The 23512-nt window shown below is 67.3% G+C and carries 25 protein-coding genes and 2 pseudogenes; 12 read left to right on the forward strand and 15 right to left on the reverse strand.

The features are described 5' to 3' along the window. Window positions 1-129: 129 nt before the first annotated feature. Window positions 130-453, reverse strand: a pseudogene (locus ACPUER_RS28370) (integrase); the annotation flags it as partial. 370 nt (window positions 454-823) lie between these two features. Between ACPUER_RS28370 and ACPUER_RS28375 the strand changes: the two are divergent. The 4 genes and pseudogenes from ACPUER_RS28375 to ACPUER_RS28390 all read left to right on the forward strand — a co-directional run bounded on the left by ACPUER_RS28375 (window position 824) and on the right by ACPUER_RS28390 (window position 4353). Continuing rightward, window positions 824-1024: a hypothetical protein gene (locus ACPUER_RS28375; RefSeq protein ID WP_425132713.1), complete on the forward strand. Its 201-nt coding sequence runs from the start codon at window positions 824-826 to the stop codon at window positions 1022-1024. A gap of 58 nt (window positions 1025-1082) precedes the next feature. Beyond that, window positions 1083-2333 (forward strand): annotated as a pseudogene (codB, locus tag ACPUER_RS28380) (cytosine permease); the annotation flags it as partial. 45 nt (window positions 2334-2378) lie between these two features. After that, window positions 2379-3632: a cytosine deaminase gene (codA, locus tag ACPUER_RS28385; protein ID WP_425132714.1), complete on the forward strand. Its 1254-nt coding sequence runs from the start codon at window positions 2379-2381 to the stop codon at window positions 3630-3632. Between the two features lie 46 nt (window positions 3633-3678). Beyond that, window positions 3679-4353, forward strand: coding sequence for a TetR/AcrR family transcriptional regulator (locus ACPUER_RS28390; RefSeq protein WP_425132715.1), 675 nt, complete (start codon window positions 3679-3681; stop codon window positions 4351-4353). A gap of 157 nt (window positions 4354-4510) precedes the next feature. Here the strand turns inward: ACPUER_RS28390 and ACPUER_RS28395 are convergent, their stop codons facing one another. Continuing rightward, on the reverse strand, window positions 4511-4948 hold the full coding sequence (locus ACPUER_RS28395; protein ID WP_175959618.1) for a hypothetical protein: 438 nt from the start codon (window positions 4946-4948) through the stop codon (window positions 4511-4513). 291 nt (window positions 4949-5239) lie between these two features. On the opposite strand from ACPUER_RS28395, the gene ACPUER_RS28400 reads away from it, so the two are divergent. Continuing rightward, window positions 5240-5977: a sulfite exporter TauE/SafE family protein gene (locus ACPUER_RS28400; RefSeq protein WP_175959619.1), complete on the forward strand. Its 738-nt coding sequence runs from the start codon at window positions 5240-5242 to the stop codon at window positions 5975-5977. A 133-nt stretch (window positions 5978-6110) separates the two neighbouring features. On the opposite strand, the gene ACPUER_RS28405 is transcribed toward ACPUER_RS28400, so the two are convergent. The 6 genes from ACPUER_RS28405 to ftrA all read right to left on the reverse strand — a co-directional run bounded on the left by ACPUER_RS28405 (window position 6111) and on the right by ftrA (window position 12363). Further along, the gene (locus tag ACPUER_RS28405; RefSeq protein ID WP_425132716.1) at window positions 6111-6689 is read right to left on the reverse strand and encodes an NnrU family protein; all 579 of its coding nucleotides are present in this window, start codon (window positions 6687-6689) and stop codon (window positions 6111-6113) included. A gap of 192 nt (window positions 6690-6881) precedes the next feature. Continuing rightward, the gene (locus ACPUER_RS28410) at window positions 6882-7397 is read right to left on the reverse strand and encodes a TfoX/Sxy family protein (RefSeq protein ID WP_175959620.1); all 516 of its coding nucleotides are present in this window, start codon (window positions 7395-7397) and stop codon (window positions 6882-6884) included. A 16-nt stretch (window positions 7398-7413) separates the two neighbouring features. Further along, window positions 7414-8523, reverse strand: coding sequence for a malate/lactate/ureidoglycolate dehydrogenase (locus ACPUER_RS28415; RefSeq protein WP_310132684.1), 1110 nt, complete (start codon window positions 8521-8523; stop codon window positions 7414-7416). 61 nt (window positions 8524-8584) lie between these two features. Continuing rightward, window positions 8585-10039, reverse strand: coding sequence for a M20 family metallopeptidase (locus ACPUER_RS28420; RefSeq protein WP_072444257.1), 1455 nt, complete (start codon window positions 10037-10039; stop codon window positions 8585-8587). Window positions 10040-10118: 79 nt separating this feature from the next. Next, window positions 10119-11189, reverse strand: coding sequence for an NAD(P)H-dependent flavin oxidoreductase (locus tag ACPUER_RS28425; RefSeq protein ID WP_425132717.1), 1071 nt, complete (start codon window positions 11187-11189; stop codon window positions 10119-10121). A gap of 211 nt (window positions 11190-11400) precedes the next feature. Then, a complete protein-coding gene (ftrA, locus tag ACPUER_RS28430) occupies window positions 11401-12363 on the reverse strand; it encodes a transcriptional regulator FtrA (RefSeq protein ID WP_072444261.1) in 963 nt (320 codons plus the stop codon). Window positions 12364-12477: 114 nt separating this feature from the next. Here ftrA and ACPUER_RS28435 point away from each other — a divergent pair, with 114 nt between their 5' ends. Both ACPUER_RS28435 and ACPUER_RS28440 read left to right on the forward strand, forming a co-directional pair. After that, the gene (locus tag ACPUER_RS28435) at window positions 12478-12897 is read left to right on the forward strand and encodes a rhodanese-like domain-containing protein (protein WP_175959625.1); all 420 of its coding nucleotides are present in this window, start codon (window positions 12478-12480) and stop codon (window positions 12895-12897) included. Between the two features lie 90 nt (window positions 12898-12987). Then, complete coding sequence (locus ACPUER_RS28440) at window positions 12988-13314, forward strand: superinfection immunity protein (RefSeq protein WP_034180582.1); 327 nt, start codon at window positions 12988-12990, stop codon at window positions 13312-13314. 15 nt (window positions 13315-13329) lie between these two features. On the opposite strand, the gene ACPUER_RS28445 is transcribed toward ACPUER_RS28440, so the two are convergent. The 6 genes from ACPUER_RS28445 to ACPUER_RS28470 form a co-directional block, all read right to left on the reverse strand. Continuing rightward, on the reverse strand, window positions 13330-14505 hold the full coding sequence (locus tag ACPUER_RS28445; protein WP_310132673.1) for a cytochrome P450: 1176 nt from the start codon (window positions 14503-14505) through the stop codon (window positions 13330-13332). 119 nt (window positions 14506-14624) lie between these two features. Then, window positions 14625-14891 (reverse strand): YodC family protein, encoded by a 267-nt coding sequence (locus tag ACPUER_RS28450; RefSeq protein WP_175959627.1) that lies wholly within the window; start codon window positions 14889-14891, stop codon window positions 14625-14627. Between the two features lie 345 nt (window positions 14892-15236). After that, on the reverse strand, window positions 15237-16097 hold the full coding sequence (locus ACPUER_RS28455) for an isocitrate lyase/PEP mutase family protein (RefSeq protein ID WP_425132718.1): 861 nt from the start codon (window positions 16095-16097) through the stop codon (window positions 15237-15239). Between the two features lie 149 nt (window positions 16098-16246). After that, window positions 16247-16672 carry a GNAT family N-acetyltransferase gene (locus tag ACPUER_RS28460; RefSeq protein WP_072444269.1) on the reverse strand — a complete coding sequence of 142 codons (426 nt, stop codon included), beginning with the start codon at window positions 16670-16672 and terminating at the stop codon, window positions 16247-16249. Between the two features lie 66 nt (window positions 16673-16738). After that, complete coding sequence (locus ACPUER_RS28465; RefSeq protein WP_072444271.1) at window positions 16739-17599, reverse strand: MurR/RpiR family transcriptional regulator; 861 nt, start codon at window positions 17597-17599, stop codon at window positions 16739-16741. Between the two features lie 55 nt (window positions 17600-17654). Beyond that, window positions 17655-18008: a NirD/YgiW/YdeI family stress tolerance protein gene (locus ACPUER_RS28470; RefSeq protein WP_072444273.1), complete on the reverse strand. Its 354-nt coding sequence runs from the start codon at window positions 18006-18008 to the stop codon at window positions 17655-17657. Window positions 18009-18240: 232 nt separating this feature from the next. Here ACPUER_RS28470 and ACPUER_RS28475 point away from each other — a divergent pair, with 232 nt between their 5' ends. The 5 genes from ACPUER_RS28475 to ACPUER_RS28495 all read left to right on the forward strand — a co-directional run bounded on the left by ACPUER_RS28475 (window position 18241) and on the right by ACPUER_RS28495 (window position 22090). Beyond that, complete coding sequence (locus tag ACPUER_RS28475; RefSeq protein WP_175959630.1) at window positions 18241-18903, forward strand: response regulator; 663 nt, start codon at window positions 18241-18243, stop codon at window positions 18901-18903. Further along, a complete protein-coding gene (locus ACPUER_RS28480; protein WP_425132719.1) occupies window positions 18900-20276 on the forward strand; it encodes an ATP-binding protein in 1377 nt (458 codons plus the stop codon). Before ACPUER_RS28475 ends, ACPUER_RS28480 begins: the two co-directional genes overlap by 4 nt. 201 nt (window positions 20277-20477) lie before the next feature. Continuing rightward, the gene (locus tag ACPUER_RS28485) at window positions 20478-20924 is read left to right on the forward strand and encodes a MarR family winged helix-turn-helix transcriptional regulator (protein WP_425132720.1); all 447 of its coding nucleotides are present in this window, start codon (window positions 20478-20480) and stop codon (window positions 20922-20924) included. 34 nt (window positions 20925-20958) lie between these two features. Continuing rightward, complete coding sequence (locus ACPUER_RS28490) at window positions 20959-21327, forward strand: antibiotic biosynthesis monooxygenase family protein (RefSeq protein WP_425132721.1); 369 nt, start codon at window positions 20959-20961, stop codon at window positions 21325-21327. Window positions 21328-21889: 562 nt separating this feature from the next. Further along, window positions 21890-22090 carry a hypothetical protein gene (locus ACPUER_RS28495; protein ID WP_425132722.1) on the forward strand — a complete coding sequence of 67 codons (201 nt, stop codon included), beginning with the start codon at window positions 21890-21892 and terminating at the stop codon, window positions 22088-22090. Window positions 22091-22570: 480 nt separating this feature from the next. Here ACPUER_RS28495 and blaPEN-bcc read toward each other — a convergent pair whose 3' ends face one another. Next, on the reverse strand, window positions 22571-23497 hold the full coding sequence (blaPEN-bcc, locus tag ACPUER_RS28500; RefSeq protein ID WP_425132723.1) for a PEN family class A beta-lactamase, Bcc-type: 927 nt from the start codon (window positions 23495-23497) through the stop codon (window positions 22571-22573). Between the last annotated feature and the right edge of the window lie 15 nt (window positions 23498-23512).

Below are 23512 nucleotides of genomic sequence, written 5' to 3' on the forward strand. Positions count from 1 at the left end.
TCGTTTGCTCGACTTCACGCGTTTGGCGTCCGGAATCTCGTCCACTTTGCTTCCCACTAAAAAATTTAGTGGGAACTACGATACATTCGATCAGGCCCCGTGGCCGAACGGCCAGCTCGAGCCGCTTACGACCAACTCTTCGAGCTCGTCGAAGGATACGAACAAGCGCAGATTCCCCTTTGGGTCCGACAAAGCGCGACGCAAATCGCGAGGATGGCCGCCGGTGTAGCACGGCAAGCGCGAGGACAACCGAGTGGCGATCGTGCCAAAGAACCGCTCGATGTAAGGACGCTCGTCCGGACTGTGCTTCGGTCCGGCCGCGACCTGACAGCCAACGAACTCGCATAAAGCGGTCAGCGTCTCGGTGGCGAGATTCGCCTTCGCATTGTCGAGCTTGATGCGCTCCCACGTCACGTACGCCAGCTCCGGCATGCGTTGAGACGGGTACCCGTTCACAAACATCATTTCAGTTGACCAGCACGAATCGAACCGTCGCTCACTTAGTTTCCATTCGGCCTTGATTCGATAGCCTGAGTGCTACACGCGCGAGACACAATCGCATACGCCACACATATCGCGTATCTTTAGTTCGCGCAATGGAACTGTCCAATCTTTAGTTCCAGAATTCTGGAAGTAAATGTGTTCGCGCGCATTGAGGCACTTGCTCGTGCACCAAGTCCCCATGCGAGTCCTCTACTCCCGAAAAGCGCGCAACTTTAGTTCGTCGGACTTCGTTCCCGGCTACCGACAATCCGTTGTCGTTTCGGTATGGACGTGACGCGACAACAGTCATGCTTCCCTGTCTTCGTCGGCCCGGACTCCGATGAACCGTATCGACGAATCTGCCGATACACGTGACGCGTCGCGTGTGAACTGCACGGGCCCGGTGATTTTTCCTGCCATCCGCCCGTCCAAAATTTTTACCCTCGTCAAAATTTTGGCCGGAGAGAATGACACGCTGAAACAGCGCATCACCCATCCAGGCACTGCCCCGCAAACCCTTTCAGACCCAACCAATCGCTGACCGGGAGACAAAGACGCCCACGAACCAGGATTCACGCCCGACGGACGAATCGGATCACGGAGAATTCTCGCTAAGCGAAGTCCCGCTCGAGAAACGCACCGGATTCCTGTCCATCACGATGGTGTTGTTGAGTTTCACGTTCTTCACCGGAACGATGTTTGCCGGCGGCAAGATCGGCGTCGCCTTCGACGTCGTCGGCATGATCCAGATCGCCGTGATCGGAAACCTGTTGCTCGCCGCCTATGCGGCGTCGCTCGCGCTGATTGCCGCCCGCAGCGGCCTGAATGCCGTGCTGATGGGGCGATTCTGCTTCGGGGAAATCGGCAGCAAGCTGTCCGATTTTCTGCTCGGCTTCGCCGAACTCGGCTGGTACGCATGGGGAACCGCCACGGTGGCCGTCGTATTGGTCAAGCTGCTCGGGTGGCCGGCCTCCGTTACCACGCCGCTGATGATCCTCTTCGGCTTCGGATTTTCCATCACGGCCATCATCGGATATCGCGGCATGGATGTGCTGTCGCGCGTCTCCGTGCCGTTGATGTCCGTGCTTCTGATGACGTCGATGTGGATCGCCACCCGCGATATCGGCGGCTGGGCCGGCCTCACGCACGTCGTGCCGTCTCATCCGATGCAGTTCTCGGCGGCCGTGACGATGGTCATCGGCACCTTTGCCAGCGGCGCCACCCAGGCAACCAACTGGACGCGCCTCGCACGCAGCGCGCGCAGCGCCGTGTGGGCAAGCATGATCGGATTCTTCGCGGGCAACGGCCTGATGATCGTCGCGGGCGCATACTGTGCAATCGTCTATCAGCAAGCCGACATCGTCGAGGTGATGATGCTGCAAGGCCTGTCGATCGCAGCGGTCGTGATGCTGTGCGTCAATCTCTGGACCATCCAGGGGCCGACGATGTACAACGTGGCGGCCGCCGGATGCCATCTGCTGCGCACCGAACGGCGCCGCACGCTCGTCCTCGTGGGCGCGGCGATCGGCATCGTGCTCGCGGTCGGCGGGATGTACGAGTTGCTGATTCCGTTCCTGGTGCTGCTCGGCTCGATCATTCCTCCCGTCGGCGGCGTGATCATGGCGGACTACTGGTACCGCCATCGCGGGACATACCCGTCGCTTGCCACCGCCCGCCTGCCGCGCTTCAATCCGGTCGGTCTGGCCGCGTATGCGATCGGCGCCATACTCGCCTATACATCGCCGTGGATCGCACCGATCGTCGGCATCGCGGCGTCCGCCGCCGCCTACATCGCGCTGCTGCAGATTTCCCGTGCGTTCTCTCGCGAACCGTCCGTCCAGGGTGAATGATTTCGCTTCACGCCCGCCCGGACCCCACGAACAAAAGGAATCCTCATGAAAATCGTCAACGCCAGATTGCGCGGCCATAGCGGCCTCTTCACGATAGACATCGATACGGACACGATTCGCGGCATCGACCTCCAGCCATCGCCGCTGACGCCGCAAGGAGACGACGTCATCGATGCAGGCAGCAATCTCGTCATCCCGCCGCTGGTCGAGCCGCATATCCATCTGGATGCGACGCTGACCGCCGGCGAGCCCGAGTGGAACATGAGCGGCACGCTGTTCGAAGGCATCGAGCGGTGGGGCCAGCGCAAGGCCACCATTACGCAAGACGATACGAAAGCCCGCGCCCACACCACGATCGGGATGCTGCGCGACAACGGCATCCAGCACGTGCGCACGCATGTGGACGTCACCGATCACACGCTTGCCGCATTGAAAGCGATGCTCGAGGTCAGGGACGAGGCGCGCGATCTGATCGACCTGCAGATCGTCGCCTTCCCTCAGGAAGGCATCGAATCGTTCGAGAACGGACGTGCGCTGATGGAGCGCGCGATCGAAATGGGCGCCGACGTCGTCGGCGGCATTCCGCATTTCGAGAACACCCGCGATCAGGGCGTGAGCTCCATCAAGTTCCTGATGGATCTCGCGGAACGCAAGGGCTGCCTGGTCGATGTCCATTGCGACGAGACCGACGATCCGCATTCGCGCTTCCTGGAGGTGCTAGCCGAGGAAGCGCGGGTTCGCGGGATGGGCGCGCGCGTCACCGCCAGCCACACGACCGCCATGGGTTCCTACGACAACGCTTACTGCTCGAAGCTGTTCCGCTTGCTGAAACGGTCGGGAATCCATTTTGTATCGTGTCCGACCGAAAGCATCCACCTGCAGGGACGTTTCGACACCTTCCCGAAACGACGCGGCATTACGCGGGTGGCGGAACTCGATCGCGCCGGCATCAACGTGTGCTTCGGACAGGATTCGATCAAGGATCCGTGGTATCCCGTCGGCAACGGCAACATCCTGCGCATCCTCGACGTCGGCCTGCACGTGTGTCACATGCTCGGTTATGACGACCTGCAGCGATGCCTCGACTTCGTCACGGAGCACAGCGCACATGCGATGTCGCTGGGCGATCGTTATGGCATCGCCGTCGGGCGGCCGGCCAATCTGCTGATCCTCGATGCCGATTGCGACTATGAAGTGATACGCAAGCAGGCAAAGGTGCGAATGTCGCTCCGCGCCGGGAAGGTCATCATGCAGCGCGCGCCGGAACGCATCACCTATCCTGAAGCGGGCACGCGTTGAGCGGGCAACGACGACGCTGGTCCGACATGCTGGTGGAAGAAAAGCGATGAACCCGTCCGGGCCGATTGCAGGAACGCCCGCCCGGCCCCACGGCCGGCGGGAAGCGCTGCGTGACACGCTCGAGGCGGCCATTCTCGCCGCTGCCGAGGAATCGTTTTCCACGTACGGCTTCGAGGGGAGTTCCGTTGCGACGATCGCGGCGGCCGCCGGCTTGTCGAAGCAGAACCTGATGTACTACTTCCCCACGAAACTGGCGCTCTACAAACGCGTGCTGGACGACGTATTGCGCGACTGGCTGGGCAGGATGCGGGAGTTTGCGGCGCCCGATCGCGAGCCCGCGGAAGCGATGTCGGCCTATATCCGGGCCAAGCTCGAATTCTCCAGAAATCGCCCGCATGGATCGCGGGTTTTTGCGCTGGAAATCATCGGCGGGCCAAAGACCTACGGAAAGGAAATCCGCAAGCAACTGATTCCGGTGTTGCGCGACGACATCCGGGTGCTCGAACGCTGGATCGACGAAGGCAAGGTCAGGCAGGTCGAAACGGAGCACCTGTTCTTCCTGATCTGGGCAGCCACGCAAGCGTATGCGGATTTCGCTCCCCAGATGCTGCTGGTGCTCGGCAAGCGCACGCTGGGAAGCGACGATTTCGACGCGGCTTACCGCACCATCTCGAGCCTGGTGCTCAACGCGCTGATCACCGAAGACGGAATGACCGCTTGACCGCCTCCGTCGCCACATGCGCGGCGATCACGGAGGCATGCCCTGCCCCGGCACCATCAGCGCTCGCCGGGGAGGTGCGGGACGACGTCGCGCGATGTGCGCTTCGCCGTCGTGCGCTCGCCGCTCGCCCCGCTGCGGCTTGCCGGCGAACCGCCGGTCAGTCGTCGTGCTTGTAGCGCTTCTTGTTCTTGTGCTTGTTGCCGTGGTAATGATCGTTGGAGCGCGAGTTGTTGCGCGACACGTGGCCGCCCAGCGCCGCACCCGCGCCGCCGCCCACCGCGGCGCCGACGAGGCTGCCGGCCGTGCCGCCCATCGCGTTGCCCGCAGCGGCGCCCGCGCCGCCACCCAGTGCGCCGCCGACGACGGCACCCGTGCGTTCGCGTTTGTTCGACGTCACCGCACCGCCCGCGCCACCGCCCACGGCCCCGCCGATGATCGCGCCCGTGCTTCCGCCAACCGCGTTGCCGACCGCCGCGCCCGCGACGCCACCCAGCGCGCCGCCCAGTGCATTGTTCGCGTCGCCTGCCACGGCAGGCAGCGACGCCATCGCCGTCGCACCAACCACCACTGCCATCCCCGCCAATTTCTTCAGCATCTGCCTGCCCTTTCCGCTTTATGAGATATCGATGGGCGAATCTAGCATCTTTCCGTTAAGCCCATCGTAATGAAGCGTTAAATCGAGCTTTTCCTGACCGGAATCGCCGCCAAGCGGAATCCGGCCGGCACGTTCGCCCCCGCCACGACGCGACGGACGTTCCGCATCGGCTCCCCGGATGCCCCCGGCGTTCTTCCTTCCCACGCCCGCGATCCTGCATTACCATCTTGCGTCCGCCGCGCCTGCCCGCCTCAGGCAAGCGAGCCCTGCCACCTCCCCGTTTCCGCACCGATGCTCGCCCTCGTCATCCTCGCCGGCCTTTGGGCCGGCCTGCAGAACACCCTCGCCGGCGGCGGTTCGTTCGTCACGCTGCCCGCGCTGATCGTGTCGGGCATGTCGCCGCTCGCGGCGAACATCACGTCGACGGTCGCGCTGTTTCCCGCGCAGGTCACGACGGGCTGGGCGAGCCGAAACATGGTGCGCGGCGCGGGCAAGCTGTCGTTTCGCGCGCTGTTCGCGATCAGTGTCGTCGGCGGCGCGCTCGGCGGGCTGCTATTGCTGAAGACGCCTTCGTCGATCTTCTCGCGCCTCGTGCCGTGGCTCGTGCTGTTCGCGACGATCGTGTTCGCGTGGGGCAGCTTTTTCCGCAAGCCGAGCGAAGGCACCGCACACCTCGGTACCGTCCCCGCCGCGATCTCGCAGTTCATGATCGCGATCTACGGCGGCTACTTCGGCGGCGGGCTCGGCTTCCTGATGATGGCCACGCTGACGATGGCCGGCCTGTCGCCGCGTCACGCGATGTCGACGAAGAACGCGCTCGCGGGCGTGATGAACGCATCGGCCGTCGTGCTGTTCCTGACGTCGCCGCAGTTGCATTGGGGCGCGGCACTCGCGCTCGGCGGCGGCGCGATCGTCGGCGGGCTGCTCGGCACGTGGGCGCTGCATCGCGTGAACGAACGCGTGCTGCGGATCGGGATCGTCTGCATCGGCGCGTTGCTCACCGTCGGGTTGTTCGTCAAGCCGATCTGATACACGCACACCGTTGCCGCCGCTGCGGCAGTCATTCCGGTTCAACGCCCGCGCCCCGGCACAAAGCGATCCTGCTCAGCGCGATGCTCGACGATTTCCTGCCGTGGCTGCCGGTCCGGGCCGGCGCGGGCGTTCAGCCGAACGGCCGCACGCCGATCAGCGGGCCATGCAGGAACAGCGCGAACACGGCCCACACGACGAGCCCGGCCACGATCGTCACCGCGTCGCCCGACAGCTTGCCAGCCGGATAACGAACGCCGTCGCGGCGATCGCGCGTACGCGACACGACGAAATCGACGAGCGCCCACACGAAGAAAGCGCCGAACAGCACGACCGCGTGCACCGTGCCGTTCATGAGCAGGTGCGCAACCGCCCAGACCATCACGCCGGCCAGCATCGGATGCCCGACGAGCGTCTTGATCCGGTTGCGCGGCACATACGACGCGGCGATCAGCACGAACGCGACTGCGGTCAGCATGCCGGTGAGGTGGCGCACGCCGACGGGCGACACCCACAAGAGCGCCGCGCCCTCGCGCGCGATTCCGTAACCGCGGACGATCAGCACGAAGCCGACGATCGACGCGACCGCATAGCCGGCCTTCCAGCCTTTCTCGCCGATTCGCGCGATCATCGCGGAGCGCCAGCCGTCGGCGACGATCCGGATCGAGTGCACACCGAGGAAGATCGCTAAACCGAGAATCAGGACGAGCATCGGCTGTCTCCGTCTGGAATGGTGAGTGGGGGAGCGTGCCGCGCGGCGTACGATGCGCCGTTCGCGGAGCCGGCGGCGCGGCCGGCGCGGGTCGCGCGCGGGCACGAGCGCGATCCGCGCCGATCATAAACGCCGGGGCCGCCGTTGTGAAGCATGCAGAAATCGCGAAGCCGTTGCTTCACGCGATCGACACTAGGATTTCTTACGTGTCGGTGACGATTTCGAAGCCGGTTTGGGTGCCGTTTCCGGTGACGGCTTTGCGGTCCGTTGCGATGCCGGCTTCGATTTCCGCGCCGTCGTCGGTTTCGACGCGGGTTTCGGCGCTGTCTTCGATACCGTCTTCGTCACCGCCCTCGCCTTGCGCTTCGGCGGCCCCGCCAGCAGCGCCGCGCGATACGCGCCGCGACACCAGTCGAACAGCGCGCCCGCATCCTCGAGCACGTCGGCCGGCGTCTCGTAGTAGCCCTCGAGCGCGACGGTACGCGTGCGTCCCGAATACGAGAACGGCCCCATCCCCGCCGCGACGAACGCCGGACGGTTCACGTCGTCCACACGCAGGAACAGCGACCCGCGCGCCAGGAAGCCGAACATTACGCCGTCGAGCCGCAGCGCAGCACCGCTGAAAAAACGCGTGACTTCGATATGGCCGAGGCTCGCGATCTGGTACGCGATCTCCTCGCCGTGCGCCTTGTCCGCCTGCCAGCTCATCGGCCGCCCTTGTCCATCAAGCGGCGCCGATACAGCGCTGCGTCCACGCATCGAGCGCCGCGTCGTCGAAGCCGACCACCGCCGCGCTGTCGCGAATCTGCCGCCACGTCGCGCGATCGACCGGAATGCCGCCGGCGCCGCGCGCGGCGCGGCTCGCCTCTTCCGGCTCGCCGGGCACCTGCACCGGCGCATCGCCCGCCTGCGGCGATGCCTTCGCCCATGCGACGAACGCATCGGCTTCGCGCTCGGCATCGGCCGCGTCGAACGCTTTCGGATCGATCAGCACCGACAGCATCCCGTTCACGATCGCGCTCGTCTTCTGCAGCGTATCGCCGTACGTCGTATGCCCGCCGACGAGCGCGCCGCCAAAGATCTCGCACATCGCCGCGAGCGCATAGCCCTTGTGCAGCCCGAACGGCAGCAGCGCGCCGAACGGCTGCTCGTGCATCACGGCCGGATCGTCGGTCGGCTGGCCGCGATGGTCGATCAGCGACCCGGCCGGCACGCGCTTGCCCTGGTTGTGCGCGACGCGCGTCTTGCCGTACGCGATCGCGCTCGTCGCGAAATCGAGCAGCAGCGGCGGCCGGCCCGCACGCGGATACGCGGCGCAAAACGGGTTCGTGCCGAAGCGCGGATCGGTGCCGTGCAGCGGCGCGACCAGCAGGTCGCCCGGCACGTTGACGAAATGGAACGACACGAGCCCCGAGCGCGCGCACTGCTCGGCCCAGTGCCCGATGCGGCCGAGGTGATGCACGTCGCGCAGCCCGATCGCGCAGATGCCCATGCGCCGCGCGCGCTCGATTCCCTCGACCATCGCCTCGAACGCGATCACCTGGCCGAAGCCGCGGCCGCCGTCGATCGTCAGCACCGCGCCGCCGTCGCGGACGATCGACGCGTGCCCGTTCAGCTGCAACTGCCCTTCCCGCCACGACGCGACGTAGTTCGGGATCATCCCGATCCCGTGCGAATCGTGGCCCGCAAGATTCGCGCCGACCAGATGATCGGCGACGAGCCGCGCTTCGCGCTCGCTGCTGCCGGCCCGCTCCCAGAGCGCCGCGACGAATGCATGCAGCGGTTCGGCGCGCATGCGCAGCGGTTCGGTATCGGGCGTCGGCAGTGCGGTCATCGGCAGGGTTCCGTCAGGTCGGATCGGGTTGGGCAATCGGGACGTCGAACGGCCGCGACGATCAGCGCGCGGTCGCGATCACGTCGGCAACCGCCGCGGTCAGCTTCTTCGCGTACGGCACGTGCAGGAACTCGTTCGGCCCGTGCGCGTTCGACTTCGGCCCGAGCACGCCGCACACCATGAACTGCGCGGACGGGAAGCCTTCCTGCAGCACGTTCATCAGCGGGATCGTGCCGCCGAGGCCCATGTACGCGCAGTCCGCGCCGAAATGGCGGCGCGACGCGGCGTCGAGCGACGACGCGAGCCACGGCGCGAGATCCGGCGCGCTCCAGCCCGTCGCGGCGCCCGCGTCCGGCTTGAACGTGACCTTCGCGTTGTACGGCGGATCGAGTTCGAGCAGTTCCTTCAGCTGCTGCACGGCCTGCGCGGCATCGACGAGCGGCGGCAGGCGCAGCGACAGCTTGAACGCGGTGCGCGGACGCAGCACGTTGCCCGCATCGGCGAGCGCAGGCATGCCGGCCGCGCCCGTCACCGACAGCGACGGACGCCACGTCGAATTCAGCAGCGCCTCGCGCGGATCGGTCGTGGTCGGCAGCACCGGCTTGCCGTCCGCGCCGCACGCCCACGGCAGCCCCTTCCATACTGCATCGCCGAGGATCGCGGCGGCCGCGTCGGCTTCGCGCACGCGGCTCGACGGGATCTCGCAATGGAACACGCCCGGCAGCAGGTTGCCGTTCTTCGCGTCCTCGAGACGCTCGAACAACTGACGCATCACGCGGAAGCTCGACGGCGCGATGCCGCCGTAGACGCCCGAGTGGATGCCTTCTTCCAGCACCTCGACCTGCAGGTCGCCGGACACGAGCCCGCGCAGCGACGTGGTGAGCCACATCTGGTCGTAGTTGCCGGCGCCCGAATCGAGACACACCACGAGCGACACCTGGCCGAGCCGGTCGCGCAGCGCGTCGACGTACGGCAGCAGGTCGTAGCTGCCCGATTCCTCGCAGGTCTCGATCAGGCCGACGCAGCGCGGCCGTTCGATGCCCTGCTCGTCGAGCGCGCCGAGCGCCGCGAGGCTCGCGTAGATCGCATAACCGTCGTCCGCGCCGCCGCGGCCGTAAAGCTTGCCGTTCTCGAACTTCGGCGTCCACGGGCCGAGGTCCGCGCGCCAGCCGTCGAATTCGGGCTGCTTGTCGAGGTGGCCGTACAGCAGGATCGTGTCGGTACTGCCCGAGCGCGTGGCCGGCGATTCGAAGAAGATCACCGGCGTGCGGCCCGGCAAGCGCACGATCTCGAGCTTCAGGCCCTTCACGGGCTGGCGTTCGGCCCACTGCGCGGCATCGGTGACGACGCGCTCGAGATAACCGCGCTTCTCCCAGTCGGGATCGAACGCGGGGCTCTTCGCGGGGATCGCGATGTAGTCGGTCAGTGCGTGGAGGATTTCATCGTTCCACTTGCGCTCGATGAAGGTAACGAGCTTGTCATGGTCGAGGACGGGGGTAGTGTCGACGGAGGTCATGGTGGGGGCCGGGATCGGGCTGACGAAAATCCAGATCATACGCCGTTGATCCGCCGTCCGCGCCCCCTTCCGCGTGCGTTCAGACCGCGTGCGGGAACGCGTCGCGCAGCCCCGCCGCGCACGCGAGCGCGTCGTCCCACAGGCGCCGCGTCAGTTCGCCGGCATCCTCTTCGCGCGCGAGCGCCGCGGCCTCGCCCGACCACAGCAGCGAGAAATCGTCGCGGCCCTGCCGCTCGAACGCACCGCGCAGCGGTTCGACCGCGGCCGTCGCGAGCGGGAACGCGGGTGCGAGCGCGCTCATCGGCCCCTGCTCGCGCATGAAGCGCGTCAGCAGCCCGCGCGCGGGGCGGCCCGTGTACAGGTTGGTCACGCGCGTGCCGTCGTCGTGCGCGGCACGTATCGCCGCGCGATGCTGCGCCGAGCGGCCGGCCTGCGGTGTCAGCAGGAAGCCGGTGCCGATCTGCACCGCACGCGCGCCGAGCGCGAACGCGGCCGCGATGCCCCGCCCGTCGGCGATCGCGCCGGCCGCGATCACCGGCGCGCGCACCGCGTCGACGATCTGCGGCAGCAACGCGAACAGGCCCGGTTGCGCGTGGATATCGTCGGTCAGGAACATCCCGCGATGGCCGCCAGCCTCCGCGCCCTGCGCGACGATCGCGTCGACGCCGCGCGAATCGAGCCAGCGCGCTTCCTCGACGGTCGTTGCGGACGAAACGACCAGCGCGCCGGTGCGCCGCACGCGGTCGAGCAGCATGTCGTCCGGCAGCCCGAAATGGAAGCTCACGACGGCCGGCCGCAACTCCTCGACGACCGCGCACATCGCATCGTCGAACGGCGCGCGGCCTGGGCCGCCCTTCACGTCGGCCGGATCGAGCCCGGCTTCCGCGTAGTAGCCGGCGAGCGAGGCGCGCCAGCGCGCGTCGACCTCCGCGTCGGGCGCCGGCGGCGTATGGCAGAAGAAGTTCACGTTGAACGGCGCGGGCGTGCTCGCCCGGATCGCCGCGATCTCGTCGCGCAGTTGCTGCGGGCCGAGCGCCGCGCACGCGAGCGAACCGAGCCCGCCGGCTTCGCACACCGCGATCGCGAGCGGGCTCAGCGAACCGACCATCGGGGCCTGGATCAGCGGCAAACGGGAGGGCAGCATCGTCATTGAAATCACCCTTCGGAAGAAATTGTTGTCGCGCGCGCCGGCGGCGCACTTCCAATGCACCCCAGTATGACTTGTGCTTCCCCGGCTTCGCGCACGATTCGCGCACGACACGCACGGCGTCGAAATCGAGGACGATGTTTACCTGATCGCGTGTATCCGGCAAGCCAGGCGCGATACGAACACGCGCCGAGCGTGCTCGGTCGGGCGCCCGCTATCTTCCGCCGCGATCCATCCCGCGCCGGTACGCGGCCGGGCTCGTCGCCGCGACGCGCCGGAAATGCCGGCGCAACGATTCCTCGGAGCCGAACCCCGCGCGCGCCGCGACCTGCGCGAGCGGCAGCGCGGGTTGCGCTTCGAGCATGTCCTTCGCGACGTTCACGCGTTCGCGGATCAGCCACGCGAGCGGCGACATCCCCGTCGCATCCGCGAACTGGCGCTGCAGCGTACGCGTACTCATCGCGGCCTGCGCGGCGAGCGACGCGAGCGTGTGCGGCTCGGCCGCGTGCGCGCGCATCCAGTCGATCAGCTTCGCGAGCCGGTCGCTGCCGCCCGGCGCGACCGGACGCGGCACGAACTGCGCCTGGCCGCCGTCGCGATGCGGCGGCAGCACGAGGCGTTGCGCGACACGGTTCGCGATGGCGCCGCCGTGATCGCGGCGCACCAGATGCAGCAGCATGTCGAGCCCCGCCGCCGAACCGGCCGACGTGACGATCTGCCCTTCGTCGACGTACAGCGCATCGGGATTCACGCGCAGCGCCGGGTAACGCGCCTGCAGGCGCTGCGCGTAACGCCAGTGCGTCGTCACGGTGAGCCCGTCGAGCACGCCGGCCGCCGCCAGCACGAACACGCCCGAACAGATCGAACAGAGCCGCGCGCCGCGCCGATGCGCGGCCCGCAGCTTCTTCAGCAGCGGCTCCGGCGGCAGTTCGTCCGGATCGCGCCAGCCGGGAATCACGATGGTGTCCGCGCGATCGAGCGTCGCGAGCCGGTACGGCGCGGCGACCGTGATGCCGCCCGCCGCGCGCACGGGCCCCGGCTCGCTCGCGCACACCGCGAAGCGATACCAGTCGACCCCGAGTTCGGGGCGTTCGAGTGCGAACAGTTCGACCACGCAGCCGAATTCGAACGTGCAGAGGCGATCGTAGGCGAGCGCGACGACGAGATGATTGTGCATGGCGCGATGTTACCGGAACTTGTCGATCGCGCCACTGCCGCGAACCGCGCCGAACCGCGATACTGCCCTCCATCCCGGCGCATTCCGCGCCCGTTCATCCAGGAGAGCCTGCCCATGTCCTTCGTCACCGACGTGCCCGCCGCCGACAGCCCCGCCGCCCTCGCGCATTTCGAGGCATCGCTGCGATTCGAGACCGATTGCTGGGACGTGCACGACGCGCTCGCGTCCGGCGCGCCCGATTTCGTGCTGCTCGACGTACGCGGCCCCGACCAGTTCGCCGCCGGCCACGTGCCCGGCGCACGCAACCTGCCGCGTCGCAAGATCGTCGCGGGCAAGCTCGCCGGTTATCCGGCCGGCACGCTGTTCGTCGTCTACTGCGCGGGCCCGCACTGCAACGGCGCCGCGCGCGCGGCGATCGAACTCGCGCGCCTCGGCCGCCCCGTCAAGCTGATGATCGGCGGCGTGACGGGCTGGCTCGACGAAGGTTTCGCGTTGAGCAACGAACTGCAGCCGGCGGACGCCGACGCCCGCTGATCGTCATTAAAAACGCAACAATCAATTGCCGGCACACAAACGGAAAAAGCGCGACAATCAGCCACATTGCAGTTCGGACGGAGCAGCACAATGAATGATGCAGTCCTGATTCAAGTGGCCGGTTCGGTCGTCGCGATCGCGCTCTATTTCCTGCCGGCCGTCATCGCCGACCGGCGCGGCCGGCACGACAAGCTGACGATCGCGATGTTCAACGCGCTGTTCGGGTGGACCGGCATCGGCTGGCTGATGACGCTGTACTGGGCGTGCCAGCCGAACCCGCGCACCGATGTCGCGCAAACGATCCTCGCGAAGCGCCGCGGCATCAGCATGCGGACCTTCTCGACCGGCCTCGTCGAACGCGTGCAGCGCCGCGTCGCCGCCCAGGAGCAATGGGCGGAGAAGCAAGGCTGCCGCTAAGTCCCTCTTTTCCCTTCACCGTGCCGCGTCGAACTTCGGCATTCTGACGTTGGTCGACGCGCGGTAATTCCACGTCAGCCCGTCGCGCGGCGGCCAGCCGCCCGCGCGCAACCACGCCGCGAACGCCCCCGCCGTCACCGCCCGCGCGATCCGCTCGCCCGGGCACCCATGCGGCCCCGTGCCGAAGCCGAAATTCGGTCCGGCGGCGCGGGCGGGCATCAGCCGGTGCGGATCGCGATGCACGGCCGGGTCGCGGTTCGCCGCGGCGAGCACGACGAGGATCGCGTCGCCGGCTTCGACGGTCACGCCCTCGATCGTCGCGCGCGACGCGACGAAGCGGCGCGTATTCTGCACCGGCGCATCGAAGCGCCCGACTTCGGCGACGAAAGCGTCGAGCGCGGCGTCGTCCGGTGCGTCGCGCGCGGCTTCCGCTTCCCCGCTCCATGCCGCCAGCGTGTTGCCGAGCCACGCGGCCGTCGCCTCGCAGGTCTGCGACAGCAAGCCGACAAGATTCGCGACCAGCGCGCCGCTCGCCTGCCAGCCCGACGCGCGGGCCGCCTGCTGCACCGCAGCGACGAGCGTGCCGTCGTGCGCGTGCGTCTGTGCGACGCGCTCGGTCATCCGCTCGAGCAGTTGCCGCGCGCCGTCGCTCGCGCGGGCCAGCGCGGCCGCGTCCGACAGCGGCGACAGCGCGGCGACGAAGTCGACGACCCGCGCCGCGATGTCGTCGAGCTGCGTCTCGTCGAAGCCGAGCAGATCGGCGACCGCGCAGACCGGCACCGTCATGCACCACGCATTCAGCGCGTCGGCATCGCCCGGCGCCGGCAGCCGCCGCGCGGCAAGCTGCGCGGCACGGTCACGCAGCGCACCGGTGTCGATCGGCGCGAATGCCGTGCGCAGCGCCTGCTTCGGCACGTCGTGCCGCAACGCGCCGTCGTTCATGCGCACCAGTTCGCCGAACAGCGCGCCGGCCGTCGTGCCGCGCAACGCGGGCGGCACGGGCGCGTCCAGCGGACGCACGCGGCAGGCCGGATGGCCGAGCACGGCCGTCACGGTCGCCGCGCGGCTCGCGACCCACAGGCCGAGCGCGGCGTCGAACGCGAGCGGCGGCCCGTCGACGAGCGCCGCATAGTAGGGATAGGGATCGCGGTGCGTCACCGCGGCAATGGGATCGGTCGGGTTCGGGTTCATGCGAGCAGTATCGGCGCAGCGCGCTGCCGCATGTTTCGGGTTCGCGTGAAATGTCGTCGCGTCGGCGCTGCGTATCGCATGCATCGCACACATTGCAGCATCGCAACGGCAGGCCGGCTTCAGGCAGCCGACCGGTAGCGTTGCGACTGCATGCGCATCCGGACACGCCCGGCCGAAATCGCGCGCGGCTCGAGCGCCACCGTGTCGTGATGGAACATTTCCTGCCGGAACTCGCCATTTTCGTCGAACCACTGGCAGATGAGCCAGTCGGCGTCGTCGAACACGACCGGCCCGGCATAGGTGACGGTCATGCGCGGCCCACCCGTCTTCAGCGTCACGACATCGCCGACGCGAAACCTGACGCGCTGATTTTCTCGGATCGTCATCGCTCTCTCGATTTTTTATATATTGAATATATTGATATTCCGGCGACCCGCACAACCGGTCGTTTGAATTTGCCGCAGATTAACAATCAAAAAAATAAACGGCAACTCCCGCGCACGAAAATTCGCTGATTGTAAAAATGCAACAATGCGCGGTATCGGCGCGCGCCGTGGAAGGCTGACCGCTAGATTCGGCGCGGTTTGCGCGCTAAATCCGGTCGAACCGGCGGAATGCGGAGAATAAACGATGATTTTCGCGTCGTCATCGGCGTTTAAACCCGACGCGAAATCGGTTGATTATTGTCAATCAATGCTTCGACTGGAAACGATCCCACGTTTTATTTGTGATCATTCCCCGAATGAAACCGGTGAATTATCGGGTGCCGCAAACCAGCGATTGATATCGCGCCCCGGCACGGCCGCCTGGGTGAACGTGAACGTGCCGTCGCGCGCCATCTCCGTCGCGGCGCGCAGGAACGCGCCGAGCGCGGCCCGCGCCAGCGCGCCGCCGACGCTGACGCGCTTCACGCCGAGCGCCGCCAGCTCGTCGAGGCTCAGCAACCCGCCCTGCAGCCCCATCACGACGTTGACGGGCGCGCCGACCGCCTGCGTCACCGCCGCGATCTCGGCGGCGTCGGTGATGCCCGGCGCATACAGCACGTCGGCGCCCGCGTCGCGATAGGCGACGAGCCGCGCGATCGTGTCGGCGAGGTCGCGACGGCCGTGCAGGTAGTTTTCGCAACGCGCGGTCAGCGTAAACGGAAACGGCAGCGCGCGCGCCGCGTCGACGGCCGCCGCGATGCGCTCGACTGCCGCGTCGCGCGCGTAGATCGGCGCATCGGCGCGGCCCGTCGCATCCTCGATCGAGCCGCCGACCGCGCCGGCCTCGGCCGCCAGCCGGATCGTTTCGGCCACCGTGTCGGGCGCGTCGCCGAAACCGTTCTCGAGATCGGCGCTCACCGGCAGGCCGCCCGCGGCGACGAGATCGGCGATGTGATCGAGCATCGCGTCGCGGTCGATCGCGTTGTCGGGCTGCCCTTTCGAAAATGCGTAGCCGGCACTCGTGGTGGCGAGCGCCTCGAAACCGGCCATCGCGAGCAAGCGGGCGGTGCCGGCGTCCCACGGGTTCGGGATGATGAAGGCGCCGGGGCGCGTGTGCAGCGTGCGGAACATTTCGGCTTGGCGGGCCTGGAGGTCGGAACGGGTCATCGCGGACTCCCGGAAGGTGTTGACGGGTGAGCTTACGCCGGCCGTGCGCGCGACGTTTCAGCGATGGCCGAAATGTCGCCGTGCGGCAGGAAAAAGTCGGCGGCGCGCCGGTATCAAGCAGCCGGCAGCAAGCGGGCAGGTACCGCCGTTCAACCCGCGAGTTTCTTCGTCAGGAAAACCCGCGTGTGCCCCACCGGATAATCCGGCAGCTCGCCGAAGCGGACATAGCCGCGCTTCTCGTAGAAAGGCCGCGCCTGGAAGTCGAACGTATCGAGCCATGCACTGTGACATCCGCGTGCGACGGCCTCCGCTTCGGCCAGATCCATGATGCGCGTGCCTGCGCCCTGACCGCGCGCTTCCTCCGGCACCACGAGCAGGTCGACGTGCAGCCAGCCGAACGCCGTGCCGCCCCACAGGCCGCCGACCACCGCGCCTTGCGCATCGGTCACGAGCACGGCCAGCGGACGGAAGTCGGCCGGGCCGGCCTGGCTTTCGTTGAAGCGGACGAGCGGCGCGACGATCTGCTTGCGCGCGTTCGCATCGCCCGCGTCCGTCACCTCGTATGTGAACGTCATCGGTTGCGTCGGGTTGAAGTCGGGTTGAACCGTGAATGACGGACGGCCGAAGCCGCACGTGCCGCGTCAGACGACGTAAGCGCCCTTCGCGTGCAATTCGGCTTCGGTGCGCTCGAGCGCCGCGATCGCATCGCTGCCTTCGAGCGCGAGCAACTGCGCGACCAGTGCCTCGGCCATCGCATGCGCGGCCACCAGCGACGGAAAGAACGAAGGGCTGTCGTGCGTGAAGATCAGTTGCGCGTCCGCGTGCAGCGCGATCGGCGACACCGCGCTGTCGGTGATCGCGACGATCCGGCTGCCCTGCGCCTTCGCGGCCTGCGCGACGCGCGTCGCTTCCGCCGAATACGGCGCGAAGCTGACGACCACGGTCACGCTCTGCTTCGCGATCGTCCGCAGCTCCATTTCGAGCGAACCGGCGACGCCGTTGAGCAGCGACACGGTCGGACGAAACAGCCGGTAGCCGTACACGAACCCGAACGCGACCGGATAGCACGAGCGGAACCCCGCGACGTGCACGTGCGCCGCCTTGCGAATCAGCCTGGCTGCATCCGCGAGCGCGTGCTCGTTCTGCGCGGCGGTGGCCGACAGGTTGTGCTGCTGCGCGGCGAGCAGGTCGTGCGCGAGCGACGCCTTCGCATCGGGCCGCACGAGCGAGCGCGCACGCTGCGTGAGCGGCTCGGGGCGCGTGCGCACGCGCGCGACGCACAGGTCGCGCAGCTCGTTCCAGCCGGGGAAACCGAATTGCTGCGCGAGCCGCACGAGCGACGCAGGCTGCACCTGCGCACGCTGCGCGACCTTGCGCATCGACGCGGTGGCGACCTCGTCGGGATGATCGAGCAGGAATGCGGCGCCCGCCTGGAATTGCGGGCTCAGCTCGGAAAATTGCGCCCGGATCCGGGACGCGAGTTCGTCGAAATTGGCGGCCATCTTGGTGAGAACGGGAACCGGTCGTTCATGGTATCACCGGCCCCACGCGCACCGGTCAGCGCAGCACTTCGACGTGGTCGGCGTCGACCTTCACCTTGCCCGACCACTTGCGCTCGAATTCGCCGGTCAGCTTCACTTCGCTCTTGTCGCTGACGGGCTGGCCGGCCGCCCACAGCTTGTTGTCGATCTCGACGCGGATCGTGCCGGTCGCGTCGGCGAACTCGTAGTCCTCGCCGCCGGCATGCTTGACGATGCGGCCCTGCAATTGCACGTGCTGATCGTCCTTGCCGTTCGCGAGCAGCTCCTTCACGGTCGTCGTGGTCAGCGCGGACGGCCCCGTGTATTGCGCGTAGACGGCGGCAGGCAGCGTGGCGAGCGCGACCGTCAGGATTCTGGCCAGGTGTTTCATGATGTCGTTCCTCTTCTTCGATGTGACGCCGCGCCCCGTTGAACGCGACGGCACCAGATTACGGACCGTAAGATTAAGCAAACCTGAAGGTCGCGCCGAGGCGACACGGTGCCGCATCGGGCGGGGTCGAAAGCCCGCCACGCGGCGCCCGCATTTAAGCTCGGCCTAAGATGCGTACGCTTATCATGGGAACCCCGGGCGCCGCGGCGCCCTGCTGAAGAGACACGAATCCATGCGCGTACTGCTCGTCGAGGACGATCCGCTGATCGGCAGCGGGCTCGAACAGGGCCTCAAACAGGAAGGCTTCGCGGTCGACTGGGTGAAGGACGGCGACGCCGCGTCGCTCGCGCTGCGCTCGACCGGCTACGGCCTGCTGCTGCTCGATCTCGGGCTGCCGAACCGCGACGGCCTGTCGGTGCTCGCCGCGCTGCGCCGCCGCGACGAAACCCTGCCCGCGATCATCATCACCGCGCGCGACGGCGTGCCGGACCGCATCGCGGGCCTCGACAGCGGCGCGGACGACTATCTCGTCAAGCCGTTCGCGCTCGACGAACTGCTCGCCCGCATCCGCGCGGTCAACCGCCGCCATGCGGGCCGCGCGCAGACGACGCTCGCGATCGGCCCGCTGCGGCTCGATCCCGTCAAGCACCTCGTCTGGCTCGACGACGAAGAAGTGCCGCTGTCGCCGAAGGAGTTCGTGCTGCTGCACGAGCTGATGCGCGAGCCGGGCGCGGTGATTTCGCGCGAGCAGTTCGAGGAGCGGCTGTACAGCTGGGGCGAGGAAATCGAAAGCAACGCGGTGCAGGTACACATCCACAACCTGCGCAAGAAGCTCGGCCACGACATGATCCGCACGGTGCGCGGCGTAGGCTACCGGATCGGTGACGGCGCATGATGCGCGTGCAACGCGCGATCGAGCGCTGGCGCAGCGCGTCGCTGCGGCGGCGCCTGCTGATGTGGCTGCTGCCGGCCGCGTGCGTGATCGGCCTGGTCGCGAGCGCGGGCACCTACTGGGGCGCGCTGCGCGAACTCGACGACCTGCTCGACGACCAGATGCGCAGCATGTCGAAGCAGATCGTCGTCGGCCCGAACGGCGAGCTGTCGTTCAGCAACCGCACCAACGGCAAGCACGGTTTCGAGGCCAGCGATCCCGATGCCGTGCTGCTGCAGGTCTGGCGCAACGGCACGCTCGTGTATTCGACCGACCGCGATTCGAAGCTGCCGCCGCCCGCGCAGACGGGCATCGCGAGCATCGATGTCGGCGGCCAGCCGTGGCGCACCTACGTGACCGAGCGCGGCGGCACGACGATCCGGCTCGCGCAGGCGCGTCACGCGCGATGGGAAGCGATTGCGGGCATCGCCGTGCACCTGCTGTGGCCGGTGTTCTCGATGCTGCCGGTGCTGGCGATCGGCCTGTGGTTCGGCATCGGCGCGGGGCTGCGGCCGCTGCGCACGATCGCCTCCGGCCTGAAGCGAAGGAATGCGAACAATCTCGAACCGGTCGATGTCGCATCGATGCCGAACGAGGTCCGGCCGCTCGCCGAAGCGATCAACGACCTGCTCGCGCGGCTCGACCGCTCGTTCACGCTGCAGCGGCACTTCATCGCCGATGCCGCGCACGAGTTGCGCACGCCGATCATGGGGCTGTCGATCCAGTCGCAATTGCTGCGGCGCGCGGCGACCGCCGACGAGCGCGAGCGTATCCTCGCGCAGATCCATGCGGGCACGACTCGCCTCGGCCACCTCGCCGAACAGCTGCTGACGCTCGCGCGCCTCGAACCCGATGCGCAAGCGGCCACGTCCGCGTCAGCGCCCGTCGATCTCGCCGCGCTGTGCCGGTCGGTGGTCGCGGACCGCGCGCGCGTCGCCGACGCGCACCGGATCGATCTCGGCGCGATCGTCGCAGCACCCGTGATCGCCGCGGGCAATACCGACACGCTGCGCGTGCTGCTGAACAACCTCGTCGACAATGCGATCCGCTATGCGGGCGACGGCGCGCGCGTCGACGTGTCCGCTCGCATCGACGGCACGACGCCCGTGCTCGAAGTCGCCGACGACGGCCCCGGAATCCCGGAAGCCGAGCACACCGATGTGTGGGAACGCTTCTATCGCGGCGAGGGCGCGCAGGCGGCCACGTCGTCGGGCAGCGGGCTCGGGCTGTCGATCGTCAAGCGGATCGCCGAACAGCATCGCGCGACGGTCGCGCTCGGCACCACGCGCGGCGGGCGCGGGCTGACCGTCACGGTGCGCTTCCCTGCACCAGTCTGATGCACGCGTGACGGGCGGCTTTTCCACAGATTATGTTGGCAAGCTTGTGGACAACCTTCCACTAACGGCACCAAGCCATTGATCGGAAAGGATTTGTCACGCGTGCGCGGCAAATGCGCCATGCGGTCGCGAATATACGCATATTCGACAACCAGTTGTCGTTTACGTAAAGTAGTTGTCAATTCATCCCGCGGATCGAATATGACGAAATCCGAAAAGTTGACCGCCGTCGCGCTGTCCGTATTCCGCTTGAACGGCCTGCTGATCGAATGGGGCAACGCCTTTGCCGGGCCGCACGGCTTGACCAGTGCGCGCTGGCAAGTACTGGGCGCGATCTCGATGGCGCCGGAAGCCCCGAACATCCCGCAGATCGCCGACGCGATGGGCATCACCCGGCAGGCCGTGCTGAAACAGATCAACGTGCTGGTCGACGAAGGGCTGGTCCGGTCGCTGCCGAACCCGGCGCACAAGCGCTCGCCGCTGTATGCGCTGACCCCTCGCGGAGATGCGGCCTATCAGGCCGTGGTCGGGCAATGGCAACAGCACGTTCGCGACATCGCCGGCGAGTTCAGTTCGGCCGACCTGGATGCGGCGATTCGCGTGCTGTCGGCGATGTCCGTCGCGCATGGCCAGGATGGCCACGCGTGACCGCTCGATTGACCCACAACCCACAGGAGTTCCCATGCCTCAGTTCAAGCCGATGGATCCGGCCTTTCCGATCCAGCAACAGATCGCCATCGACGCGGAGGCCGTCGTCCTCGTCAACGTGTTCACGCTGGATCCCGCGGACGAAGCGGACTTTCTGGCCGTGTGGAAGGACGATGCCGAATTCATGAAGCGGCAGCCGGGATTCATCTCGACGCAGCTTCATCGCGCGCTCGGCGACAGTCCGACTTACCTGAACTACGCGATCTGGGAATCGACGCACGCGTTTCGCGCGGCCTTCACGCACCCCGAGTTCGTCGCCAAGCTCTCGGCCTATCCGTCATCCGCCGTCGCCAGCCCGCACCTGTTCCAGAAAGTCGGCGTGGCCGGTATTTGCACCGCGTGAGCTCCCGCGCGAATCGAGGCAACCCGTGGCATCGGCTGGTATCGTGCCCGCCGATCGCGAACGCGCAGTTCTCCACAGAAAATGTTGGCAAGCTTGTGGATATCCTGCGCACCGCAACGCTAAACCCTTGATCCGATGGACTTTGGCACGCGTGATGCAGACGAGGCGCGTGCGATGGCCTGCGCGCGCACCGCTTCGCCGCACTTCGCATCACGACGCCACGGCGATGCACAACGCAATCTTCGCGTGCGTGCCGCGCCACTTACCCACAGATTTTGTTGGCAAGCTTGTGGATATCCTGCGCAAGCATGCGCTAACCCGTTGATCGGCCAACGGTTCATGCGCTGCGTCGTCATTTCGGCAACATGCGGCGCGAGCATGAACGAATACGGAAGGATCCGGCGCGACAGCAACGCACCGCCCGCGCCTTGACGCCCGCGCATGCCAAGCGTCAAGATCACGCGAGCCGCACGCAGCCGCGCATCGCCGGCTTCGCGCGTCGGCGCAACGTGCCGGCCGTTCCGCCGGCGCCGCACCACGACACATCACTCCGAGGAAGGCCATGGAACACTTCACCGCGTGGCAGTTGCTCGTCTCGCTCGTGCTCGTCGCTGTCGTCGTCTATCCGTATGTCCGCATCGTCCGGCGCACCGGGCATTCGGGCTGGTGGATCCTGGCGATGTTCGTCCCGGTCCTGAACTTCATCATGTTGTGGATGTTCGCGTTCGCGCGCTGGCCCGCCGTCGACGATCGGCAAGGCTGAACGCCGCGACAGCGGACGCGCGGGCTTGTCCACAGATTTTGTTGGCAAGCATGTGGATAGCCTGCGCATACCGCAACCAAGCGCTTGATCCATAAGACTTTGTCCGCGCCGCTTCGAATACGGCACGCGGCCGGCAAATCGCCGCTCGTGCATCGCCTCGACGCGTGACGGGCAGCCTGCCGCGCCGGCGTACCCGCTTGTCCACAGATTTTGTTGGCAAGCATGTGGATAGCCTGCGCATACCGAGGCCAACCGCTTGATCCGTAAGACTTTGTCCGCGCCGCTTCAAACGCGGCACGACGGCGCGCGTCACGACGAACGCGGCCGCCCGCGAGCTTGTCCACAATTTTTGTTGGCAAGCATGTGGATATCCTGAGCATGCGCGAGCTAAGTCGTTGATCGCACAACGTTTGATCGCGCGGGTCACGACTGCGGCACGGCGTGCATGCGCATCCCGTCGCGCACGCCGCATCGCCCTGCTCAACCGAATGCCGCAACCACGACGCGCGCGACGTCGGCGATCACATCGTCCTTCGCCCGCGCATCGGCACGCGCCTGCGTGTAATACACGGCCAGCACGATCGGCGCACGCGACGGCGCCCACACGACGCCCGCGTCGTTCGTCGTCCCGTAGTCGCCGGTGCCCGTCTTGTCGCCGACCGTCCACCCGGCCGGCACGCCCGCACGAATCCGCTTGTCGCCGACCTTGTTGCCGCGCAGCCACGTGACGAACTGCGCACGCTGCGCGGCCGGCAGCGCATCGCCGAGCGCCAGCACGCGCATGCTCGCGGCCATCGCGGCCGGCGTCGTCGTGTCGCGCAGGTCGCCCGGCAGTGCGGTATTCAGTTCGGTCTCCCATCGATCGAGCCGGAACGTGTCGTCGCCGATCGAGCGCGCATATGCGGTCACCGCCGACGGGCCGCCGATCAGCTTCATCAGCAGGTTCGCGGCCGAGTTGTCGCTGTACTGGATCGTGGCCTCGCACAGCTCGGCGACCGTCATGCCCGCGCCGACATGCTTCTCCGTCACCGGCGAATAGTTGACGAGATCGGCCTTTCCGTACGTCACGCGCTGTTGCAGCAATCCCGGACGCGCGACGCTCTGCGCGAGCACCGCCGCACTCAGCATCGCCTTGAACGTGCTGCAGAACGGGAAGCGTTCGGCGGCGCGATGCTCCACGCGCCGGCCGCTTGCGGTGTCGATCGCGCACACGCCGAGACGGCCGCCCGCGTCGCGTTCGAGATGGGCGAGCGTCGCCGCGGCGGCAGCGGACGCCACAGCCGCCGCTGCGTCCGTGGCCTCGTCCGGCGCAACGGCCTGCGACGACGCGCACGCCGCGACGGTCAGGGCGAGCGGCGCCGTCGCGGCGGCCAGCAACAGGGTTCGACGTTTCGATGAGTAGGTCATGTCGGTTGTCTCGTG

Origin of the sequence: Burkholderia sp. DN3021, assembly GCF_049805555.1 — a bacterium.
GTDB classification, from domain to species: Bacteria; Pseudomonadota; Gammaproteobacteria; order Burkholderiales; family Burkholderiaceae; genus Burkholderia; species Burkholderia pyrrocinia_C.